Genomic DNA, 23,810 nt, shown 5'->3' on the forward strand with positions numbered 1-23,810 from the left:
AATTAGTTGTCTTTCTTTTTAAAAGTATAGAATATTCCCAACAACAATAAAATTCCTAAAACAGCAGAACTTGCCAATGCTATAGTACTACCGGTTTCTACAACTTCTGGTTCAAACTTAAATTCTATAGTGTGGTTGCCTTTTGGTACTTCCATACCTCTAAGAACATAATTTACACGAATATGTTGTTTTAACTCACCATCTATATAGGCATTCCATCCATTATCATAATAGATTTCAGAAAAGACCGCAAAACCATCGTTTGGGTTGTTGGACTCGTATTTTAAATAGTTTGGTTTAAACTCTTTTAATTGAATAAAGGCTGTTGAATCAGCTTCATATCGGACAGTTTCTGGTTTACTGCTAAATTCAGACATTGTGGTAACAGCAACTGATTTTGTGTCTAAACTATCTAAGGCTTTAATTTCAGCATTTGCATTTGATAATTGCTTCAATTTGCTTACAAACCAAGCATTACCATTAGCATCAGTATTAGTATATGGAAATATGCGCCCTTGATCTTCGGCAATGATATATTTGGTATTCAGCATATTGAGGACATTCATATTATTGTTGTAAATATGAAACTCCATTAATTCATTATAACGGCCTAATTTCGCTGCATGGTAACCAAACAGAGAATTATGAAAATATGCAGCACGTCCTGGCTTTCGCTGTCCATCAGTAGACATATCTAAAACCCTGAAATGACCATCATCCTTTAATATCTCTTTATCTGCAGAAGTAGGTTGATATGGTTTATCGACCTGCAAAGCAGATACAAACTTGTCGTTATTAACATATTGCTTATCAACACTTACCAAATCAAAAAGTATTAATGCAGCAAATACAACAACTACAAGAGTTTCTGATAGTTTTTTCTTTAAAAAGAAATAAACGGTTCCTGCAGAAAGTAAAACCAGAATTAATGTTCTTATGGTATCCGTAGTGAATAATGCTTTTCTATCTTTTATAATAGCATCTAGCAAGGGTTCTGGTATTCCTTGGTCATTTGGACTCTTAAAATCAAACAGTGTCGATTTAAATAATAGAAACACCAAACATAATCCTCCTGTGATTATAACCGTGTTTCTTAGTGCCTTTAATTTTTCTTCATCTTTCTGAAAATCATTGAACAAGCGTACCAGTGCAAAAATCCCTAGAATAGGAATACATAACTCCAAAATCACCTGAATAGACGTCACTGCTCTAAACTTGTTATACAGTGGCACATAGTCTATAAAGAAATCTGTGAGGATGCCTAAGTTCTTTCCATAAGACAATAACAAGGACAGAATAGTACCACCAACGAGCCACCACTTTAATCTTCCCTTTACCAAGAATAAGCCCAAAACAAAAAGAAAAATAATAACCGCTCCCACATAAGCTGGCGCTTCTACAATAGGTTGGTCTCCCCAATACATTGGTGCGTTTTTAGAAACCTCTAAAGCTTCAATAGGTGAAGCACCCATATTAACGTAAGTCTTATAAGTTTCAGAATCCTTTCCTATGTCCTCCGAATTGCCTCCACCCATAAATTTTGGAATGTAAAGGTTAAATGTCTCAGCAAAACCATAACTGTATTCTGTGATGTAATCTTTACTTAATCCAGTAGAGACTTCTTTAGGTGAACCATCCGGATTTATAGTTAATTCGCTCTTACCACGTGTGCTTTCTTTTACGTACTCTTGGGTCGCCATAATATTAGTGGCGTTTAAGCCAACAGCCAAAATAGCAGCTACAGCCAACAATCCAACGGATTTAAAAAAGTGTGGCAATACTTTTTTTCGGTAGGCATCAATTAAATAAGCTATTCCGAGAACAATAACCAATAACAAGAGATAATAGGTCATCTGAAAATGGTTGGCAACAATCTCTAAACCTAGTGCAACAGTTGTGAGCAGAAACCCTACAATGTATTTTTTTCTGAATGTGAGAATGATTCCTGATAACACCAATGGCATATAGGCTATTGCATGTGCCTTTGAGTTGTGACCGACACCGAGAATTATAATAAGATATGTGGAAAATCCAAATGCCAGTGCGCCAAGTGCGGCCAGCTTAAAATCAACCTTTAGCGATAGCAATAAGATGTAAAACCCTATAAAGTATAGAAATAAATAATCTGCTGGTCTTGGTAAAAAGCGTAAAGTTAAATCGAGTTTTTTTATGTAGTTATGTGGGTATTTTGCACCTAATTGATAAGTTGGCATACCTCCAAAAGCACTATTAGTCCAGTAGGTTTCTTCACCTGTAGCTTTGGCGAACTCTTTTTGCTGCTGAGCCATGCCTATATAATGCATTATATCGCTCTGAAAAATCTTTTTACCTTGTAGAACCGGACTAAAATAAGCTAATGACAATACCACAAACCCAATTAAAACAAGGAGATGTGGTAAAAAACGTTTAAAGGAAAATGACATGAATATCGTCTATATAATTGAATCTGAAAAGTAGTTATTTTTTTGATAAAATTACTGCTTAATCAAAAACTATATCAATCAATTTCTTCGTAATCGATATATTCTCCCACTTTTTCGTTAGAGGATTTATTCTGTTCGGGCATTTTATCTATAACCGTCTCCCCTTCGCGTCTTTTCTTCTCTTCGCGTTGTTGAGACTGATTTTGAAAACCACCAAATTGTTGCCCAAATTTTTCTTCAGCTTTTTTTGCCACAAAACGCATAAGAAACGGAGCAAAAAGTCTGGTTAAAATCTTTAAACCAAACCAAATAAGCAAAATAATTAATATAGTTCTTAATAATCCCATTGCCGAAGCTTGCTGTATCATTTAAAAATAAAGTAATATTCAAAAATACAATTATTGGTATTTATAATCCGTTATTATTCCTTAAAAAAAGTATAAAATATATATATTTGAACTTAAACCAAAAGCTAATGCGAATACTCAAATCAATTTTCGTTTTATTATTACTGCTAACCTACAACTCTACACAAGCGCAATATACCGAAGTCATAAACTCTAATCGCCCAGGATTATCTGAAAGTGCTTTCTCTGTCGGAACCAATGTTGTTCAGTTTGAAGCTGGCGCTTTTACCGTAAAGGAAGAGCATGTGCCATTAAATTATGAAGTATCTGGTTTTGGTTTGGATTTTTCAGTACGTTACGGGTTGTTATTTGAGCAATTGGAAATTTCCTTGGATGGTGTATATCAGAATGATAACATAACGTTCAACAGTGCTTCAGTTCCAGTTGAAGATAAACGCTCTAATTTTAAAAATTTCACATTCGGCGCAAAGTATTTAGTATACGATCCTTATAAAAATGCCGAAGAGGCTAAACCCAACTTATATAGCTACCATGCCAACAGAAGCTTTCAATGGAAATCTTTAATACCAGCTGTCTCTGTATATGTTGGCGCCAATTTTGACACCAAGAACAATCCATATACAGCTCCAGACGTAGAAGGGTTCAGTCCAAAGGTGATGATTGCCACCCAAAATAATTTTAACGGTGGTTGGGTTTTTGTCATGAATTTAATAAAAGACAGAATTGGCTCTGATTTTTCAGACTTTCAATACATTTTTACACTAACCCATTCCTTTACTCCACAATGGGTTGTGTTTGGCGAAGCTCAAGGTATCAACAGCGATTTTTATGCAGATAACATCTTTAGGTTTGGCGGTGCGTATTTATGGACCAAAGATTTTCAGCTCGATGCCAATATAGCTTTTAACACAAAAGACACGCCTTCAGTATTTAATATTGCTTTTGGTGCCTCTTACCGTTTAGATTTTCACCAAGACAAGAAAATTGATAATGGTAACGGCAATACTGGAAATTTCAAAAAGAAAAGAAAAAGGGATAAGAAAACTGACGATTTTGACTCTGACGGCATATAAGCGACTGCATGATTACAATTAAAGAAGCCACCACCAAAAAAGACCTAAAGGTATTTGTAAAGTTTCCTTTCACGCTTTACAAAGATTCAAAATATTGGGTTCCACCAATTATCAGGCAAGAGCTAGAAACCTTCGACAAGGATAAAAATCCTATTTTTAAAGATGCTGAAGCTCGATTTTTCTTGGCATATAGAGACCATAAAATTGTTGGTCGTGTGGCAGCTATAGTAAATTGGCTCGAAGTCAACAAACAGCAAATAAAAAAAATGCGTTTTGGATGGTTTGACTTTATTGATGATCTGGAAGTCAGTAAGGCTTTATTAGAAACCGTTGAACGCATTGGCAGAGAGCATCAGCTTGAGTATGCCGAAGGTCCCGTCGGTTTTTCCAATTTAGATAAAGTTGGAGTTATGACAGAAGGATTTGATAGTATAGCACCAATGATTACGTGGTACAACCACCCTTACTACATTAACCACTACTTAGAGAACGGCTATAAAATTGAAAAGGAATACTCTGAAAGTAAGTTTCCTTTCGAAAATGTAAAACCTGAGACTTTTAAAAAAGCGCAAGAGCTTATTAAAAGGCGTTACAAGCTTAAAGCACTGAAGTTTACAAAAACTGAAGAGGTCATGCCTTATGCTGATCGAATGTTTGATTTATTTAATAAAAGTTATGCCTCTCTCGCTTCATTCGTCGAAATTACAGACCTTCAAAAAGCCTATTTTAAAAGTAAATTTATAAGTTTTGTAAATCCCGATTATATAAAGTTTGTTGTTGATGAAAATGACAATCTTATTGCATTCGCCATAGTAATGCCTAAGTTTGCTGAAGCGTTACAGAAAGCAAACGGTAGGTTATTTCCAGTAGGTTTTAGTCATATTCTTAAAGCCAAAAAGAAAAGTAAGGATGTTATTTTTTACTTAATTGGAGTGCATCCAGAATATCAGAACAAAGGTGTACATGCTGTAATCTTCAATGAATATTATGAAACCTTTACTAAAAAGGGTATACAAACCTGTTACAGAACACCAGAATTAGAGGATAATGAGGCTATACACAAAATCTGGAAACATTTTGACCCTGTAGTTTACAAACGGAGAAAAACACTGAGAAAAGACTTATAACAAAAAAAGGCTTTGCAAATTGCAAAGCCTTTTTTATATCTAAAATTGAGTAATTATTATTCTCCCATTGCTGCAATTAAAGCCGCAGACATTCTTTTATATGTTCCATTTACCAAACGATCTCTAATCGCATCAAAAGCGTCTAAAGTTTCCCTTACATCCTCTAAAGTATGTGTTGCCGTTGGAATCATTCTAAGTAAAATCATTCCTTTAGGTATTACAGGGTAAACCACTATAGAACAGAATATTCCATGATTTTCACGCAAGTCTTTTACCAAGGCCATAGCTTCAGGAATACTACCTTTTAAGTAAACCGGAGTGACACAACTTTGTGTCGTTCCTATATCAAAACCACGCTCTTTTAAACCCGATTGCAACGCATCAACGATGGTCCACAGATTCTTTTTAAGTTCTGGCATTGTGCGCAACATATCTAATCGTTTTAACGCACCAACCACCAATTGCATTTGTAAAGACTTTGCAAACATCTGAGAACGTAAATTATATTTTAAATAATCTATAATTTCTTGATCAGCAGCAATAAACGCTCCTGTACTTGCCATTGACTTAGCAAATGTTGCAAAGTAAACATCTATGTCATCTTGTACACCTTGTTCCTCACCTGCTCCTGCACCAGTTTTACCTAACGTACCAAAACCATGAGCGTCATCAACAAAAAGTCTAAAGTTAAACTTCTCTTTTAGTGCAACGATTTCCTTTAATCGACCTTGTTCACCACGCATACCAAAAACACCTTCAGAAATTACTAAAATTCCTCCGCCAGTTTGTTCTGCCATTTTTGTAGCACGCTCTAGGTTTTTTTCTAGGCTTTCTACATCATTGTGCTTGTAAGTAAAACGCTTGCCCATGTGCAAACGAACGCCATCAATAATACAGGCATGTGCGTCAACATCGTAAACAATAATATCGTCTTTTGAGACTAAGGCATCAATGGTAGAAACCATACCTTGATAACCAAAGTTTAAAAGGTAAGCAGCTTCTTTGTTTACAAATTCGGCAAGTTCGCTCTGCAGTTGCTCGTGCAAATCCGTGTGACCAGACATCATTCTTGCTCCCATCGGATAAGCTGAGCCATATTGCGCAGCAGCTTCAGCATCAACTTTTCTAACTTCGGGATGGTTAGCCAATCCCAAATAATCATTAATACTCCATGTTATAACTTCTTTGCCCTGAAATTTCATTCTGTTAGAAATCTCACCTTCGAGCTTTGGAAACACAAAATAACCTTCTGCTTGAGCAGCCCACTTTCCTAATGGCCCTTTATCTCTGTAAATCTTTTCAAATAAATCCTTCATACGCTACGGTTGCAATAAGCCTAGTTTTCTTATGCCGAATGATACATAAAATAGACTTTGAATCTTAGTTAATTTAATCTTGTTAGTGTCCGCAAAATTAGGTAATAATATTATGACAGCATAATTTATTTAATTTTACTATCCACTAAGTTTTGAACATAAAAAAACCTACCATATTTCTATGATAGGTCTATTGTTAGTTAGTTCCTTTATTTTATATACTCTATGGTGGTCGAAACTTCGTTTTTACTATCAAAAAAGCCTTGATCTGCCATCCATTTATCACTGTAAACTTTACTCATATAACGAGAACCATGATCTGGAAATATGACCACAACCTTGTCAGAAGGTTTAAATTCACCTTCCTCATTAAGTTGCTTTAATGCTTGCATTGCCGCACCACTTGTGTAGCCTACAAAAAGCCCTTCAGTATTAGAAATCTCACGTGCGGTGTGAGCGCTTTCTTCGTCAGTTACCTTTACAAACTTATCGATTAAGTCAAAATCTGTAGCCGTTGGGATTAAGTTCTTACCTAATCCTTCGATTCTGTATGGGTAAATCTCTTTATCGTCAAACTCACGGGTTTCATGATACTTTTTCAATACAGAACCATAAGCATCAACACCAATAACTTTTACATTTGGGTTCTGTTCTTTCAAATATTTAGAAATACCAGAAATAGTTCCTCCTGTTCCGCTACATGCTACTAAATGCGTAATTTCACCATTGGTTTGATTCCATATTTCAGGACCAGTAGTGTTGTAATGCGCATCAATATTCAATTGATTAAAATATTGATTAATGTATATGGAGCCTTTAATTTCTTCATGTAATTGCTTAGCGACTTGGTAATAAGACCTAGGATCATCTGCATTAACATGAGCTGGGCAAACATAAACCTTAGCTCCCATAGATCTTAACATATCTATTTTATCTGCGGAAGACTTTGAACTTACAGCAAGAATACACTCATAACCTTTAATAATACTAACCATAGCTATACTAAAGCCCGTATTACCAGAAGTTGTTTCTATTATAGTGTCACCAGGAGTTAAGATACCTTGACGCTCAGCTTCTTCTATAATGTGCAATGCGATTCTATCCTTGGAAGAATGACCTGGATTAAATGCTTCAACTTTAGCAAAAAAATCACCATCAAAGTCAGAGGTCATTTTATTTAATTTGATAAGAGGTGTACTACCTATAAGCTGTAATACATTATCAAATACATTTTTGTTTTTATCCATAAATGTTAATTTCTGTCTTCTAAACATTTAGTTTAGACACATAAAACCTTGCAAAAGTAACATTTTTTTTTGAACTAACTTGAAATACCTTCCAAATCTAAGAGAAATGCAAATTCCTCTGCGTCTTCCTTAAGGCTTTCAAAACGGCCAGACGCACCGCCATGACCAGCATCCATGTTAGTTTTTAGATATAATTTATTAGAATCTGTTTTTATATTCCTCAGTTTAGCAACCCATTTAGCCGGCTCCCAATATTGTACCTGAGAATCGTTAAGACCTGTTGTAACCAGCATATTAGGATATGCTTTTGACTGTAAATTATCGTAAGGCGAATAGGATTTAATATAGTTATAATAGAGAATATCGTTTGGATTTCCCCATTCATCATATTCACCAGTTGTTAAAGGAATTGAATCATCTAGCATTGTTGTTACCACATCCACAAAGGGCACAGCTGCAATAATGCCATTATACAATTCTGGTGCTTTATTAATTATCGCTCCCATTAGCAACCCTCCTGCACTTCCGCCCATGGCGTACAAATGTTTTGAAGATGTATAACGTTCTTTAATTAAGTGGATAGAACATGCTATAAAATCTTTAAACGTATTTTTCTTTTTTAACAGTTTTCCGTCTTCGTACCACTGGCGCCCAAGGTACTCACCACCTCTAACATGAGCTATAACGTAAATAAAACCTCTATCCAACAAACTTAAACGTACAGAAGAAAAATAAGGGTCTACAGTAGAGCCATAGCTACCGTAAGCATACTGTAATAAAGGATTATTTCCATCTTTCTTAATTCCTTTTTTGTAAACCACAGACATCGGTATCTTGGTTCCATCCTCCGCTGTGGCCCAAATGCGCTCAGAAGTATAATTTTCTTTTTTGAATTTTCCGCCCAAAACCTCTTGTTCTTTAAGAACTGTCTTAGTCTTAGTACGCATATTGAATTCTATCACCGAGGATGGCGTTGTTAGGGAATTGTAACCATAGCGCAACAATTCGGTATCAAAGTCCACATTGGTGCCTGTATATGCGGTATACGTCTCATTATCGAACGGTAAGTAATAGTCTTGAGTTCCGTCCCACCGTTTTATTCTTATTTCATTGAGCCCATTACTTCTTTCGCTTACCACTAGGTAATCTTTAAAAATATCTATGTTCTCAATAAGGACATCCTTTCTATGTGCTATGACTTCTTCCCAATTATTTATTTTGCGATCTTCTTCTCTGCATTTCATTAACTTAAAGTTTGTCGCTTTGTCCTTGTTGGTTAAAATGTAGAAATGATTCTTATAATGAGAAATACTGTACTCTAGTCCTCTAACTCTTTTTTGAAAGACTTCAAATTTTCCGTCGGGTTGGTCTGCATTAAGGATATGGTACTCGTTGGTTAATGTACTATAACAAGCGATGATGATATATTTTCGGGATTTGGATTTGTACACTGTAACACCAAAAGTATCGTCTCCTTCTTGAAATATCAATTCATCATCTTTTTCTCCTAATTTATGCTTATAAATCTGATATGCTCTAAGCGTAACCTCATCTTTCTTAGTGTAGAAAAGTGTTTTATTGTCATTTGCCCAGCTTGAAGACCCTGTAGTATGCAAAACTCTATCATTTGCAACTTCTCCCGATTCAATATTTTTTACATGTATGGTGTAATTCCTTCTCCCTGTGGTATCAACTCCGTATGAAACCAATTTATTATCAGGGCTGACACTAATGCCTGCCAATTTAAAGTAACTATGGCCTTCTGCCATTTTATTACAATCAAATAATACTTCTTCAGGATTGTTCAACGAATCTTTCTTTCGAGAATAAATTGGATAACCCTTTCCTTTTTCAAATCTAGTGATATACCAATAGCCGTTATACTTATAAGGCACTGAAGAATCATCCTCTTTGATTCTGGCTTTCATTTCTTCAAACAAATCTTTTTGAAAACCTTTTGTATGAGCCATTTGCGCGTCACAGTACTCGTTTTCTGCATTAAGGTAGTTGATGACCTCAGGATGATCTCTGTCTTTCATCCAAAAATAATTATCAACACGCAGATCACCATGCTTTTCTAAGTGATGAGGAATCTTCTTTGCAATTGGAGGTTTTACATTAGAATGTTTTGTCATTTGTTTTTAAGAAAAAATTAGTCTAAAAGTGGCGCAATTTAGTAATTTTGCATCGTATTAATTTAAAAGGCTATAACTATGTTTGGAGATATGATGGGAATGATGAGCAAATTAAAAGAAGCTCAAAAAAAAGTGGAAGAAACCAAAGAACGCTTACACACTGTTTTAATAGATGAAATAAGCAATGATGAAAAGCTTAAAGTTACAATAACTGCCAATAGAACCCTGAAATCCATATCAATTGATGACGAGCTTCTTCAAGACAAAGAAATGTTAGAGGATTACTTAATCCTAACACTCAATAAAGCGATAGAGAAAGCAACGGAAGTTCATGAAAACGAAATCGCTGCTGTAGCTAAAGAAGGCATGCCCAACATTCCAGGGATGGATATGTTTAAATAACCCATACTTTCACTTTCTTTTTTATAATTTAGGTATATGCACATGTGTATATTTAAGAAATAATATTTTATAAATTCCTCTTCTATATAAACACAATACTTTACTAATCAATTAGTTAAGAGGCAAGTAAATTCCCATCCAATTACTTATTTTAACGACGAAATGCAATGTGTTTTTATTAAAACAGGAAGATTGGTATTTGGTCTAAAAAATATTACTAAAAAAACGTTAAATTATATATTTGAGTTATTATTAATGCTATTAACCAATTTATAATTATGAAAAAAATCTCAAAATTTTTATTACTTGCGGTGCTAGTAATTTTTGCATCGTGTCAAAAGGAATCAACTGAAGATCAAGCTTTAGAAGAGCGACAAGCTGAGTTACGTTTTGACAAAGATGGAAACGTTGTGTCTGACGGTGAAGAAGACAAAGAATTAATTTTCAATGAAAACAGTGAAATTCTGAATGACAATACCCTAATGAATGTTGGTATGTCTAACTTAAGCACTGGTGGCTCAGTGGCTCAGGTTTACAATGTCATTGATGCAGACAGAGCACCTAACAGTAACGATGGACAACCTATATCTAATATGTGGTGGTCTATTACCGGAACAGACTATGATAGTCCTTCGTCATATTACAGTACTGTAAATGATGATAACATGGTTTTTACTGAGTATACAGACGGTTCCGCTCATTTAGTAGGAACTACGGTTTCTGGTACATGTGTAGTAGACGTTGACGTTTGGTTTATAAACAAAAAGACATGGGCTGAATGGCAAGCCATCGGTGGTGGTCACAAAAAAGAAGGTACTGCTGGTGATGCATCTAATTCTGAAGACATGAACTTCTATGTTATAGACGAAACTAGAAGTACATTAACTGCCAATGGTGGTGATTGTGATTTAACTGGTACTTTTGGCTTAACTCAAAGACCTGACCCTAACGATCCTAGCACTCCAAATTTTGGTGCTCATGTAGGTCCTGGTGGAGCGAACTACGATTCAAACATCGGAGCTCTAGGTTTAAGTACTTGGGGCTGGATAACGGATCTATCTACAGGTGAACTCCTTTACATTATGGATTTCAACTTCAGATTAGAACTTGATGAAGAAGAGTGTAATGACTGTATTGGTGATGTTACTGACCTAACTTTAAACTGGGATTGGCACAATGATTACAGAGTAAGAGTATATCAACGTTACGAAAACACATGGTGTGCTACTAAGATATTTGATAGTGTAGTTGGCGCAAATGAAAACTTTACTATCAACGGTGCTAACGCTGACGGTACTTTTGGTAAGTACGTTTACATTTATGTAGGTAACTGTTATTATACCAAGATTAAAACCAACTGCTGGTTGAATATTGGACCAGGTTACAGACGTGGAGTGATAGAAGTAGTAAGCGGACATAGTTCTCAGGGTGGAGAGTTATGTGAGTATGACCCTCCTCAGTACTGGTGCTGGTGGTGGTAGAAATATCCCTAATAAATATCCCTAACACTAACATTAACATACAGTATTAATAATACTAAGAAAAGGAGACAATAATTTGTCTCCTTTTTTTTATACTATCTATCTTAAGTTTTTAAAACGGAAAATGGCTGTCGAAAGAAATTATTTAAGCAACGGATTGAACAACCTAAACAAAACATAAAACAAGTTCTTGTTGTTAAATAGTTTTGTCAAAATGGTATAGGTCACCCCTTTGTAATCTTTGCCAACAAAACTATCCATAGGATAAGCACCAGTAGTGGATAGCTCATTCATTACAAGCTTTACTCTGTCTATAGTTATTGTAGATTTCATCATTCTTACCATCATAAAAAACACAAAAGACTGTTGTCTCGTTCTTAAGCGTTTAATACATTTTGGATTTGTATTGTTTTTTTCTAAGTCTTCAATTATGGACTCAAATACTATAGCGGCATTTCTGTTATCATCTATAACTCTCAAATAATGTGTCGGCTCCTTGCTCTTCATGGCAGAATCTTCAACAATTAAATGCCTATGGGCATCTATCGGAAATTTGGCCATTCTATTTGCCTTTAAAAATAATTGTGGTGTTATGATAGCATCCTCCATCCATCTATCTTCTATAAATCTGATCTTTGTTTCTTCAATAAATGATCTTTTAATAATATACCACCAAACTTCATTTTGATATCGATTATTAGCTATATAATCTACACCATTACATACCTTAGAGCTCTGTATATTCTTAGCTTGTGGGCTTTCACTAAAAAAATTTGGGTCAGTTGTTTGCTTGGACAAAAAAGTTAATATATCCAGTGAATTATTTATTGCTTCATTAAGAATAGACTGTAAAACATTTTTAGCCAAATAATCGTCTGGGTCTATAAAGTAAATATATTCTCCTTTTGCCAAAGACATACCCATGTTTCTTGCACTACCCACTCCACCATTGGTTTTGGTGAATACATTAATATTAGAATATTCTTTTTCAAATTTTAAAGCAACTTCTAAACTATTGTCTGTAGAGCCATCATTAATTACTAGAATCTCATAATCTTCTGGTTTTAGGTCTTGTCTTAGTAAACTATCTATGCATTTACCAAGGAAATGTCCAGAATTATAAAGTGGGATGATAATACTTAGCTTCATATATACCTTAAAAGTTTAATAGTCTAAACCTGTAAAGCAACCTACATGGAAACAATATTGTGTAAAATAAAAACTTGTTATTGAAAATATAGATTAGAGTTTTATGTTTAAGAGAATTATAGCGTTCTCCTATGAAGTTTTTTATTGGATAGGCATCAATCGCTTTAAGCTTTTTAAGTATTTTATTTATTTCACTGATTGAAATTCCCGATTTAATTAATGTATAGAACATTACATATACATTAACATCGCGCCAATGCTCTACTTTATGAACTACATCATCCAATTTTGGGTCATTTTTTTTGGCAATATCAGAAGCTAATAAATTATAACGATCAAAAATCTCCATATAGTTATCAATCATTTTAGCTAGATGTTTCCTTTCATTGCTATTCATAATCGAGGTTGGCACTATTACATACCTATGAATATCTATGGGCAAATATAGCATGCGTTCAGCCATATGAAGTAACCTAAGGGTGAAAGGCCCATCGCCTAGTGGATTATTTTCATCAAAGCTCAATGCATGTTTTTTCATAAAATCTCTTTTTATGATATACCACCACACAGTGTTAGCATGGTATGCATTATTTGCCAAAAAATGATTACCACTTTCCACCTCTACGCTTAGCTTTTGATCATTCTTTGTGGATGCATGCAAATCTTTTCTAGGTGTTGAAATATAATCAAAGCCCAAAACATCAACTTCCTTTTCAAACGCTATATTAATAATTTTACCCAATGAATTATGAACGATATAGTCATCCGAATCTAGGTTATATATGTACTTACCTTTAGCTAATTGCAATAACTTGTTTCGAGTAGCATATAGACCAATATTCTCATGAGCGTAAAGTCTTATGTTATCGTGCTCGTCTGCATAGCGCTTAGCGATTTCATATGAGCTATCCGTAGAACCATCATTGAGTACAATTATTTCATAATCCTCAGTAGGAATGTCTTGATTAATCACACTGTCTAAACAGTTGCCGATGTGATCTTCGACGTTATACATTGGGATTAAAACGCTAAGTTTCATGGTTAAAATTTAGGTAGGACGAAAGTATAAGTATTACACAACACCTCTAAATATTCTCGTTAATGTGTTGAAGATAAACTTTCAAAATCAGAACGCACTTAACAAATTTAGTAACTTCTTGTGCATTTGGTCTGTGTAGTCTAAATGTGTAACCATACGCAACTTATTACTTCCCATACCAATAATATGAATGTTTTTGTCTTTCAGTCTATTTAAAAATTGTGTTTCGTCAATATCATCATTCAATTCAAAAATAACTATGTTGGTTTCAATAGGCTCTACTTTCTTAATCTGATTTAACTGTGAAAGCACCTCTCCTATTTCCTTAGCTTTTTTGTGATCTTCTGTTAATCGTTCAAAATGATTATCCAAGGCATAAAGCCCTGCAGCAGCTAAATACCCAACTTGCCGCATACCTCCTCCAAGAATTTTACGTACTCGTATTGCACCTCTCATTAAATCTTTATTACCTATTAAAACTGAACCAATAGGACAACCTAACCCTTTACTTAAACAGACAGAAATGGTATCAAATAACTCTCCATATTGCTTAGGGTTTTCATCTTTTGCAACTAAAGCATTCCATAGCCTTGCTCCATCTAAATGATAGCCTAAATTGTGCGTATCTGCCACTTTTCTCAACTTCTTCAGTTCTTCAAAATCCCAACAAGCTCCACCTCCTTTGTTTGTGGTATTCTCTACAGCAATTAAAGACGTTAATGGACTATGATAAAAATCTGGTGGGTTTATGGAAGCTTCTGCTTGTTCTGCGGTAAACATACCTCTGTGGCCATCAATTAACTTACAAGAAATTCCACTGTTAAACGATGCTCCACCTCCTTCATAGTTATATATATGTGCATACTTATCACAGATAACTTGTTCACCTGGATTGGTATGCAACTTTAGTGCCGCTTGATTGGCCATACTACCCGTTGGAAAAAACAAAGCCTCATCCATACCAAACATATCTGCCAATCGCTTTTCCAAAGCATTTACTGTAGGGTCTTCTTTATATACATCATCACCAACTTCTGCCCTAAGCATAACTTCTAGCATGCCTTTAGTTGGTTTTGTAACGGTATCGCTTCTTAAGTCTATGATCATGTTTTAATTTGAATTATAATTACAAATACCACTACCAATTGGCGATCCATCTGGTATTTTTGGTGATGCCTTTATCTTGAATTTTTCTGGATGCTCATAGAATTCATTAATCATAAAATTGTATTGCATCTTCTTTTCGTCTAACGATAAATTTCCTTGGGCAATATTGCGTATAGCATTGTTTGCTATGGCTTTGGTTTGAAAATAGCTTTCATCATTCACAGCTAAATTCATTAAATACTTTAAAACATTTACATTTATTTGTTGCTGAATTTCCACTAAATAAGCGTCTTCAAAGGTCTTTTCAAAAGTTTGTTTTATAACATTATCAATCACATCATCTAAACTCAATTGATTATTATCCAAACTCTTTTGTAGCACCAATCTATTGGCGCGCTGTGGATGTAACAAATATTTTAAGGTCATATCGCTCGCAGTATTTGCAGCACTGAAAGGGTCAAAAGCGACACCCGTTTTTCCTTTAAAGGATTCTCGAGAACGGTTATAACCAAAAGCTCTAGGTGGAAATAGGTTCAATTTGTTTTTAGGAATTGCCAAAGTTTCAGGATTTAAAGTTTTTAAAACCGCTGCTAAAGTTGCCTTTTGAATTTTTAAATCAACTGGCTTAACCGTGAATTGCCCATCTTCTTTTACAGCATAGTTATAATCTAAACCTCCAATAACCTTAGTTGCCGCTTCTACCTGATAGCGATGATAAAAATATAAGGGTACAAATACATCCTCTAAAACGGAATATGGCTCATAACTTCTAATATTATCTTCCGAAAAATTTGAAATTGCTTTTTTACGCAATTCTAATACATTATTTAGCTCATCTGCTGCAGATTTACCGTTATCCCATAAATGTGCTAATGCATGTGCTCCACCTGCAGCCCTCGCATCAGAATCCGTTATAAATCGTAATCCTGAATCTTGTGCTCCTTTCAATATTTGTTTTAGTGCTTTTTCTTCATCTGCATTTTTATCAAATTCAGAATAACTATAAGCCACTGTTACCTTATCCCACTCACCTATTCCAGTAGCGTAAGCATTGCTAAAATCAATATCTCCATTATTGAGTGAAATCTGAGGATGTGGATAATCCATGACCGATGCTCTTTCGTTGGTACTTGCCGCAAAATTATGTGCAAACCCTATGGTGTGTCCTACTTCATGAGCACTCAATTGACGTATTCTTGCTAAAGCCATGTCTAGCATAGGTTGATAATTAACATCACTTTCGGCAAAGGGTTTGTTCATTAAGGCTTGTGTAATCATGTAATCCTGTCTAATACGTAAACTGCCCAAGCTTACATGGCCTTTTATAATCTCACCTGTTCTTGGGTCAACAACACTCGCTCCATAACTCCAGCCTCGTGTACTTCTATGCACCCATTGAATGACATTATAGCGACAATCCATAGGGTCTGCCTCCTTAGGTAGCATTTTAACCTGAAAGGCATCTTTAAAGCCAATAGCTTCGTAGGCTTCGTTCCACCAACGTGCTCCATCCAACAATGCAGAGCGTACAGGTTCTGGCGTACCAGGATCGAGATAATAGATTATCGGCTCTTGTGCTTCACTGATTTCAGCATTTGGGTTTTTCTTTTCTAAACGATGTCTTATAACAAATCGTTTTCTTATATCCTCTTGAATTGGCGCAGCATAATCCATATAAGAGATGGATATGGCTCCGCTTCGAGGGTCAAACTCACGTGGTTTGTAATTGTCGTCTGGTAATTTTATAAACGAGTGATGTTGTACTACAGTCACTAAAGACGATGTAGGAGTAACACTTCTTAAGTTTCTGCCTGTTGGTTGACCTTTAAAGGTTAGCATGGCCTCAAATTCAACATTTTCAGGAAATGCTTTGGTACGTTCTAATGACAAAGCACTTTTTGAAGCATCAATTTTATAGGTACCTTCTTTCCTTTGCTTTAGACGGTTAGCTACTCCATGAGTGTCTTCCATTAAAAATGGTGTAAAATCAACGATGAAATGACCTTCCTCTTCTGAGAGGATTTTAAACCCAAACAACACGGACTTAGCAAAAGCTTGCTCAATACTTTTGCGTTCCAATTCATTATCCGTATTGGCTCTATATTTTAAATTAGGTTGAATTAATAACAGTTTGTTTCCTGCTTTTTGAAAATACACCAAACGCTCATTGCCCAATTGTCCTCTATCCAATCCAATATCATTACTACCAACACCTGATGCCAATGAGTTCACATAAAGAAATTCCTCATTGAGCTTTTCAACCTTTAGAAAGATTTTATCTGTGCTTTCTTCGTAGTAAAAATCAAAAAAGCCTTCATAAGACTTAAGGTCCTTTTTGTTTAAAATCTGTGCATTTAACTGTAAACATGCCAGTAAGAAGATTAAAGGAAGGTATAGTTTTTTCATATTAAGAATATTGAGTCATAAAACTACGGAATTTCTAAAAAACCGATTGAAAATTATGGCACTTTAACGAGGCATATTATATTTGCAGAAATTACGACTACTTATGATTACATCAGATCAAATAAAAGATCTTAATTCCCGTCTAGACGCACTTAGACAGTATCTTTGACTTAGATGCCAAACTTATAGAAATTGCCAACGAAGAAGAGCAAACTTTTGATCCTGATTTTTGGAATGATTCCCAAAAAGCACAAAAGATTATGCGATCTATCCGTGAAAAGAAAAGTTGGGTTGAGGATTTTAACTCTGCAAAAGAGCTATATGATGATTTAGAGGTCATCTACGAATTTTATAAAGAAGGTGAAGCCGAGCTTGAAAATGTAGAAATCCGTTACGGAAAAGCCTTAACTGCCATTGAGAAACTCGAATTTAAAAATATGCTTTCCGAAGAGGGAGACAGTTTGAGTGCTGTACTTCAAATTACTGCAGGTGCTGGTGGAACAGAGTCTTGTGATTGGGCAAGTATGCTTATGCGCATGTATTTAATGTATGCTGAAAAAAGTGGTTACAAAGTAAAAGAACTCAATTTACAGGAAGGCGATGTTGCAGGTATTAAAACCGTAACTTTAGAGATAGAAGGTGACTATGCCTTTGGTTGGCTTAAAGGCGAAAATGGTGTGCATCGTTTAGTACGTATCTCACCTTTTGATAGTAATGCCAAGCGACATACCAGTTTTGCATCTGTATATGTATATCCATTGGTGGATGATTCCATTGAGATTGAAATTAACCCTTCTGATATTGAAATCACAACGGCTCGCTCTAGTGGTGCTGGTGGACAGAACGTCAACAAGGTTGAAACCAAAGTTCAATTATTACACAAACCAACTGGGATTCAAATTCAATGTTCTGAAACGCGCTCTCAGCATGATAACCGTACCAGAGCTATGCAAATGCTTAAATCGCAGTTGTACGAAATTGAACTACAAAAGCAAATGGCACAACGCGACGATATTGAGGCTAGTAAAATGAAGATTGAATGGGGAAGCCAAATTAGAAACTATGTGATGCACCCTTATAAACTGGTAAAAGATGTACGATCAGCCCATGAAACAGGAAACGTCGATGCTGTTATGGATGGAGATATTGAACCGTTCTTAAAAGCTTACCTTATGATGATGGGGCAAAAAGATACGGCACAATAATTGCACAAAACAAACAAATATGATTACAATATACCATAACCCAAGATGTAGTAAATCAAGAGAAGGTCTTGCACTTTTAGAAGAGTCTAGCAAAGAATTTGAAGTTGTGAGATACCTTGAAAACAAATTTTCTGAAGCGGAATTGAAAGTTTTAATTTCAAAATTAGGAATAGAACCTATTGATTTAGTTCGTAAAAATGAAGCCGTTTGGAAAGCTGAATATAAAGGAAAAACGCTTACAGATAAACAAATCATAGAAGCAATGGTCGCTAATCCCAAATTAATTGAACGGCCAATTGTTATCAATAAAAATAAAGCTGTGGTCGGAAGACCACCAGAGTCTATTTTAAATATCATATAAAATGAAAAAGATTGTATTAATCACCTTTGCACTGTTTTTGGGTCTCAATACCTTTGCACAACGTAGAGATCGTATGGGTAATCCAGTAGTTAACCGTGAGCCTACAGAGAAAGATATTGAAAACTATAAACGTAAAATAGAAGAGCGCAAAGAAGAGTTTATTGCTAATTTCTTAACAACGCTTGAAGCTGATGAATTCCAAAAGGAAATCATCAAACAATATCTTAACTCTTATTTTGATGCCAAACAAGAGGTCTTAAAAGTAAAATACGAGCGAAATTTTGATCGTGAGGAAGCTGTTAAAAAACTAGATAACTCACACTTTAAAGAGCTAGAAGAACTCATTTCCAAGGATGATATGGCCAAAATAAAGGAAATGATAAAAGGAAATTTTGACGAACAAGAGGTCAAAAAAGAAAAAAAGAAAAAACGTAAAAAAAGAAAGAAGGATAAAGGATAATAGACCATTCTAATACCACTATAAACAATCCGTATTTTCCTTTAACAAAAGATTAACCTATCTCGCCACAAGTAAAAGTATTTTTGCGCATCAAAACGTAAAAACACCAATCACTTTTATGAGACAATTTATTTATTCATTTATTTTTACAGTTTTAACCTGCACGTCTTTATATGCACAAAAAGACATAAAAGTTGAAGGGAAAGTCGTTGAAGAGGGCTCAAATATACCTTTAGAATATGCTACTGTAACCTTTAAATCTAAACCAGACAATAAAATTATAGATGGAGGAATTACCGATGTTAACGGATACTTTAGCGTAGAAATACCTTCAGGTACTTACGATATTTCTGTAGAATATATTTCATACAAAGCAAAAAATTACCTTGACAAAACTATTAATGACTCCATTGACCTTGGTACAGTAAGCCTTGCATTGGATGTAGAGTCTCTTAACGAAGTTGAGATTGTTGCAGAACGTACATCGGTTGAGATAAAGCTCGATAAAAAAGTTTATAACATTGGTAAGGATTTAACTACTGCTGGTGGTACCGTTAGTGATGCACTAAACAATGTACCTTCCGTGTCTGTGGATATTGAAGGTGCCATTAGTTTGCGTGGTAATGAAAATGTTAGAATTTTAATCAATGGTAAACCTTCTGCACTTGCAGGCTTTGGTGACACTAATGTATTAAGTCAATTACCTGCAGAAGCCATAGAGCGCGTTGAGGTGATTACGTCTCCCTCTGCAAGGTATGATGCTGAAGGTACAGCAGGAATTTTAAATATTATTCTTAGGCAAAAAGAAACCTTAGGGTTTAATGGCTCATTTAACTTTACAATTGGTAATCCTGATAATGTTGGGTTGAACGCTAGTATAAATTACAGAACCGAAAAATACAATCTCTTTTCTAACCTAAGCTGGCGTTATTATGACGCTCCAAGAAACAGTTTTAATGATATCACTTATTTTGATCGCGTAGTCGATGGAGAAACCATAGAGCCAGAATATCGTAGAATACGTGAGGACCAAGAAGTTGAACGTCTTAACAGAAATTACAATGCCAATATAGGTATGGAGTATTTTTTAAGTGAAAAGTCATCCATAACAGGTAGTATTTTTTACAGATTAGGAAGTGACGCAGATTTATCATTAAACAATAGTGAGCGTTTTAATAATGGTGTAATTGTAGAAGAAACTCTACGTCGTGAAAAGGAAACTGAAGAAGATAATAGCTATCAAATAGCTATAAATTATGTCAAACAATTTGGTGAGGATAGAGATCATAAGTTAACGGCAGATTTTCAATATGAAAATGATGCTGAAGATGGTTTTACCTTTCTTAATGAAGACTATATAACCACAGACCAAACCGACCCTGAGCCATTTCAGATTGAACAAGAAATTACCACAGAGGATCAAAAGGAATATCTTATTCAAGCAGATTATGTGTTACCTATTGGCGAAGATTCTCGATTTGAAGCAGGTTTTAGAAGTAACCTAGAAAATGAAGTCACCAATTACAGATTGGAGCAAGAAAACCTAGAAACTGGCGAACTAGTTGTAAACGACACCATCACCAATGTTTTTGATTATGATGAAAATGTCCATGCCTTATATAGCCAATATGGTACTAAGTTTGGGAAGTTTTCATTCTTATTAGGTCTTCGTTTAGAGCACACACAGTTAAAAGGTGATATCGATTCTAGATTGTCAGATGAAGAATTGGTAGAAGCTTTTGGTTTTCCAATTCAAACAAATTTTGATAATAACTATTTAGGCCTGTTCCCAACGGTAAATTTAATTTATAATTTAAGCGGGTCAGAATCCGATAGTGAAGAAAGTATTACATTAGGTTACAACAGAAGAATTAACAGACCAAGAGGCTGGTTTATCAATCCGTTCCCAACGCGTTCTAGTAGAACAAACGTGTTTCAAGGTAATCCTAGTTTAGAGCCTGCATTTTCTAATGCTTTTGATATTGGTTATTTAAAGCGATGGGATAAACTCACGTTAACATCTTCTGTGTACTATCAAGTTGAAACCAATTCGTTTGAGCGTGTACAGGAAAACACAGGACAGCAAACCACGGATGGTATTGACATCATTAGAACAATTCCTATAAACCTATCTACAAACAAAAGAACTGGTGCAGAACTAGGGTTTTTGTACAATCCTAATAAATGGTTGCGACTGAATTCTAGTTTTAACTTCTTCCAGTTTGAAACTGATGGTGATTTTAATGGTGTGGATTATAGTGCTAAAAACACAAGCTGGTTTGCGCGATTCAGTTCTAAAGTTACCTTACCCGCAAAAATTGATTGGCAGACAAACGCCTTTTACAGAGGTGCGAGACAAGATGCGCAATCAGATACAGATGGCATATTTTCTATAGATTTAGCATTTAGTAAGGAATTGTTCAATAACAACTTAACTGTTTCCTTAAACGTAAGAGACTTGTTAAATTCCAGAAAACGTCAATCGACTACAACGACAGACTTTTTTGAACGTTACAGTGAATTTCAATGGAGACAGCGTCAGGTTAATCTATCTTTAATCTACCGTTTCAACCAACAATTGAATAAACGCGATAGAAACGGAAGAGGTAACGGAAACAACAATGGTGATGACGACTTTGATTTCGAAGGCTAAGGTTTAGTTCATATTTAAATCATATAAAAAGGGGCGTTTTTTAAAACGCCCCTTTTTATCTTTATGGAATTGCCAAATTCAAATAAAATTTCAATCCAACTAAAAAGTTATCTCAATAAAAATTACGCCTTTAGCACAATTCTAAATCGTGCTTTCCCATCGTGCAGATGTTGTAAAGCCTCATTTACATTTTCCATTTCAAACTCTTCAACCGTTGGATAAATATCATGTCTCACACAGAACTCAAGCATTTTTCGTGTTAAGGCTATACTTCCCAATGGGCTTCCTCCAACAGACTTTTCACCACCAATCAAACTAAAAGCTGGGATTTCCATTGGTTCTAATACTGCGCCTACCGTATGCAATTTTCCCTGTGGTGCTAATGTTGTTAAAAAAGCATCCCAATCAAGTTTAACGTTTGTGGTATTTAAAATAAAATCCAATGTACCAGCTATGCTTTCCAAATCATCAGAATTTGTGGAATCCACCACATTATGCGCACCCATTTTCTTTAAGGCTTCGGTTTTGTCTTTATTGGATGTAAAAGCCGTGACTTCACAGCCCCAAGCTTTCAAGAATTTAAGTGCCATATGGCCCAATCCACCTATACCAATTACACCTACTTTATCCGTTGGTTGTACTCCGGACAGAACTATTGGATTGAAAACCGTGATACCACCACAGAATAAAGGGCCTGCTTTAGACATATCTGTACCATCTGGTAATTTAGTGGTCCAAGACCAATGACCTCTTACTTTGTCTGCAAATCCACCATGTCTTCCAACAATTGTAGCTTCAGAATCGCTGCACAAATGTTGTTTGCCGTCCATGCATTGATTACAGTGCATACATGAGGCCGAAAACCAGCCCATACCAACTTTATCTCCTTTTTCAAGGCCTTTTACTTCACTACCAACGGCTATAATTTCGCCGACAATTTCATGGCCCGGAACCAGAGGATATTGAGATTGTCCCCAATCATTATTTATCATACTTACATCACTATGGCACAAACCACAATAATGTACTTTTATATCCACTTGCTCTTTACCAATTTCTGGTAATTCGTAACTATATTTTTCTAATTTTTCACCTGCTGAATTAGCAGCATATGCATTTACGTTCATCTATTAAATTTTTCGATTTCCCTAAATGTAGTCAATACCGAAGAAAACTATGTTAGATTGAAGTTAATGTTTAAAGAAGTTTGAACTATTTGAATACGCAATCTCCTCAAAGTCCGAAATCACCAAATCTGCTTTTGAATAATCCTGACCCGTAGAGTGCTCACTTTTAAAACCGACACAAAAAATATCAGCAGCATTTGCGGCTTTAATCCCGTTGGTGGAATCTTCAATAACCATGCATTCAGAGTTTTTAAAACCTGTATACCTAGCTGCTTTTAAGAAAATTTCTGGATGTGGTTTAGATTTTTCTAAGTCTGCTCCACTGAATTTTCCGTTGAAATATTGGTTTAAGTTGAATCGCTCAAAAATTTGGTTGATGCCATGCATGGATGCTGATGACGCTACAACCAAGGTTACATCATTATTTCGGTAATCTTTAATACGCTCTAAAACACCATCTATTAGTGCTAAATCATTATCGTTTTCAAAGAGATATTTATAGTTGTTTCGTTTAAGTTGCACCAATTCTTCTGGTTGTTGCTTTAAATTGAAATGTTCTACCAGGCGTTTACAAATATTCATTGTGGATTGCCCTGTGAAAGATTCGTACAATTCTGGGCTTACGTCAATATTGACGTTATCAAACATTTGAAGATAGGCTTTTCGGTGTAGTGGTTCCGTGTCGATAATGACACCATCCATATCGAATAGTACGGCTTTGAGCATTGGTT

At 35.2% G+C, this 23,810-nt stretch carries 19 protein-coding genes; 8 read left to right on the forward strand and 11 right to left on the reverse strand.

All coding sequences use genetic code 11. The features are described from left to right. Positions 1 to 2: 2 nt before the first annotated feature. Both ACQ65V_RS13330 and ACQ65V_RS13335 read right to left on the reverse strand, forming a co-directional pair. Positions 3 to 2,423: a YfhO family protein gene (locus ACQ65V_RS13330; protein ID WP_430468293.1), complete on the reverse strand. Its 2,421-nt coding sequence runs from the start codon at positions 2,421 to 2,423 to the stop codon at positions 3 to 5. Between the two features lie 74 nt (positions 2,424 to 2,497). After that, positions 2,498 to 2,791 carry a DUF4834 family protein gene (locus ACQ65V_RS13335; RefSeq protein WP_412560756.1) on the reverse strand — a complete coding sequence of 98 codons (294 nt, stop codon included), beginning with the start codon at positions 2,789 to 2,791 and terminating at the stop codon, positions 2,498 to 2,500. Between the two features lie 107 nt (positions 2,792 to 2,898). On the opposite strand from ACQ65V_RS13335, the gene ACQ65V_RS13340 reads away from it, so the two are divergent. Then, positions 2,899 to 3,864 carry a transporter gene (locus ACQ65V_RS13340; protein ID WP_430468294.1) on the forward strand — a complete coding sequence of 322 codons (966 nt, stop codon included), beginning with the start codon at positions 2,899 to 2,901 and terminating at the stop codon, positions 3,862 to 3,864. Positions 3,865 to 3,872: 8 nt separating this feature from the next. Then, entirely contained in the window at positions 3,873 to 4,991 is a 1,119-nt protein-coding gene (locus ACQ65V_RS13345) for a GTP cyclohydrolase (protein WP_430468295.1), read from the forward strand. A 56-nt stretch (positions 4,992 to 5,047) separates the two neighbouring features. Here the strand turns inward: ACQ65V_RS13345 and ACQ65V_RS13350 are convergent, their stop codons facing one another. The 3 genes from ACQ65V_RS13350 to ACQ65V_RS13360 form a co-directional block, all read right to left on the reverse strand. Further along, the gene (locus tag ACQ65V_RS13350; protein ID WP_412560754.1) at positions 5,048 to 6,307 is read right to left on the reverse strand and encodes an aminotransferase class I/II-fold pyridoxal phosphate-dependent enzyme; all 1,260 of its coding nucleotides are present in this window, start codon (positions 6,305 to 6,307) and stop codon (positions 5,048 to 5,050) included. A 209-nt stretch (positions 6,308 to 6,516) separates the two neighbouring features. Next, complete coding sequence (locus ACQ65V_RS13355; RefSeq protein ID WP_155087647.1) at positions 6,517 to 7,554, reverse strand: PLP-dependent cysteine synthase family protein; 1,038 nt, start codon at positions 7,552 to 7,554, stop codon at positions 6,517 to 6,519. Positions 7,555 to 7,628: 74 nt separating this feature from the next. Further along, entirely contained in the window at positions 7,629 to 9,689 is a 2,061-nt protein-coding gene (locus tag ACQ65V_RS13360) for a S9 family peptidase (RefSeq protein ID WP_430468296.1), read from the reverse strand. A 78-nt stretch (positions 9,690 to 9,767) separates the two neighbouring features. On the opposite strand from ACQ65V_RS13360, the gene ACQ65V_RS13365 reads away from it, so the two are divergent. Both ACQ65V_RS13365 and ACQ65V_RS13370 read left to right on the forward strand, forming a co-directional pair. After that, positions 9,768 to 10,091: a YbaB/EbfC family nucleoid-associated protein gene (locus tag ACQ65V_RS13365; RefSeq protein ID WP_430468297.1), complete on the forward strand. Its 324-nt coding sequence runs from the start codon at positions 9,768 to 9,770 to the stop codon at positions 10,089 to 10,091. 278 nt (positions 10,092 to 10,369) lie between these two features. Further along, positions 10,370 to 11,572: a hypothetical protein gene (locus ACQ65V_RS13370; protein ID WP_273289819.1), complete on the forward strand. Its 1,203-nt coding sequence runs from the start codon at positions 10,370 to 10,372 to the stop codon at positions 11,570 to 11,572. 141 nt (positions 11,573 to 11,713) lie between these two features. Here the strand turns inward: ACQ65V_RS13370 and ACQ65V_RS13375 are convergent, their stop codons facing one another. From ACQ65V_RS13375 to ACQ65V_RS13390, 4 genes are all read right to left on the reverse strand, one after another. Beyond that, the gene (locus tag ACQ65V_RS13375; RefSeq protein WP_430468298.1) at positions 11,714 to 12,721 is read right to left on the reverse strand and encodes a glycosyltransferase; all 1,008 of its coding nucleotides are present in this window, start codon (positions 12,719 to 12,721) and stop codon (positions 11,714 to 11,716) included. 7 nt (positions 12,722 to 12,728) lie between these two features. Further along, positions 12,729 to 13,760 (reverse strand): glycosyltransferase, encoded by a 1,032-nt coding sequence (locus ACQ65V_RS13380; protein ID WP_430468299.1) that lies wholly within the window; start codon positions 13,758 to 13,760, stop codon positions 12,729 to 12,731. 87 nt (positions 13,761 to 13,847) lie between these two features. Beyond that, entirely contained in the window at positions 13,848 to 14,867 is a 1,020-nt protein-coding gene (locus ACQ65V_RS13385; RefSeq protein WP_430468300.1) for a threonine aldolase family protein, read from the reverse strand. Between the two features lie 3 nt (positions 14,868 to 14,870). Continuing rightward, positions 14,871 to 17,273, reverse strand: a complete 2,403-nt coding sequence (locus ACQ65V_RS13390) for a zinc-dependent metalloprotease (RefSeq protein ID WP_430468301.1) — start codon at positions 17,271 to 17,273, stop codon at positions 14,871 to 14,873. 103 nt (positions 17,274 to 17,376) lie between these two features. Between ACQ65V_RS13390 and prfB the strand changes: the two genes are divergently transcribed. The 4 genes from prfB (at position 17,377) to ACQ65V_RS13410 (ending at position 21,952) form a co-directional block, all read left to right on the forward strand. Then, positions 17,377 to 18,478, forward strand: a protein-coding gene (prfB, locus tag ACQ65V_RS13395; RefSeq protein ID WP_430468302.1) for a peptide chain release factor 2 whose coding sequence is annotated in 2 segments (ribosomal slippage) — positions 17,377 to 17,439 and positions 17,441 to 18,478 — 1,101 coding nt in all. Because the reading frame shifts where the segments join, the coding sequence is not laid out codon by codon here. 19 nt (positions 18,479 to 18,497) lie between these two features. Next, the gene (gene arsC, locus ACQ65V_RS13400; protein ID WP_155087656.1) at positions 18,498 to 18,839 is read left to right on the forward strand and encodes an arsenate reductase (glutaredoxin); all 342 of its coding nucleotides are present in this window, start codon (positions 18,498 to 18,500) and stop codon (positions 18,837 to 18,839) included. 1 nt (position 18,840) lies between these two features. Next, positions 18,841 to 19,299 (forward strand): hypothetical protein, encoded by a 459-nt coding sequence (locus tag ACQ65V_RS13405; RefSeq protein ID WP_430468303.1) that lies wholly within the window; start codon positions 18,841 to 18,843, stop codon positions 19,297 to 19,299. A gap of 118 nt (positions 19,300 to 19,417) precedes the next feature. Beyond that, positions 19,418 to 21,952 (forward strand): TonB-dependent receptor domain-containing protein, encoded by a 2,535-nt coding sequence (locus tag ACQ65V_RS13410; RefSeq protein WP_430468304.1) that lies wholly within the window; start codon positions 19,418 to 19,420, stop codon positions 21,950 to 21,952. Between the two features lie 122 nt (positions 21,953 to 22,074). Here ACQ65V_RS13410 and ahr read toward each other — a convergent pair whose 3' ends face one another. Further along, a complete protein-coding gene (gene ahr, locus ACQ65V_RS13415) occupies positions 22,075 to 23,079 on the reverse strand; it encodes an NADPH-dependent aldehyde reductase Ahr (protein ID WP_273289811.1) in 1,005 nt (334 codons plus the stop codon). A gap of 63 nt (positions 23,080 to 23,142) precedes the next feature. After that, the gene (locus ACQ65V_RS13420) at positions 23,143 to 23,805 is read right to left on the reverse strand and encodes an HAD family hydrolase (RefSeq protein WP_430468305.1); all 663 of its coding nucleotides are present in this window, start codon (positions 23,803 to 23,805) and stop codon (positions 23,143 to 23,145) included. Positions 23,806 to 23,810 lie beyond the last annotated feature (5 nt).

The organism is Winogradskyella ouciana (genome assembly GCF_965284585.1).
Lineage (GTDB): Bacteria > Bacteroidota > Bacteroidia > Flavobacteriales > Flavobacteriaceae > Winogradskyella > Winogradskyella ouciana.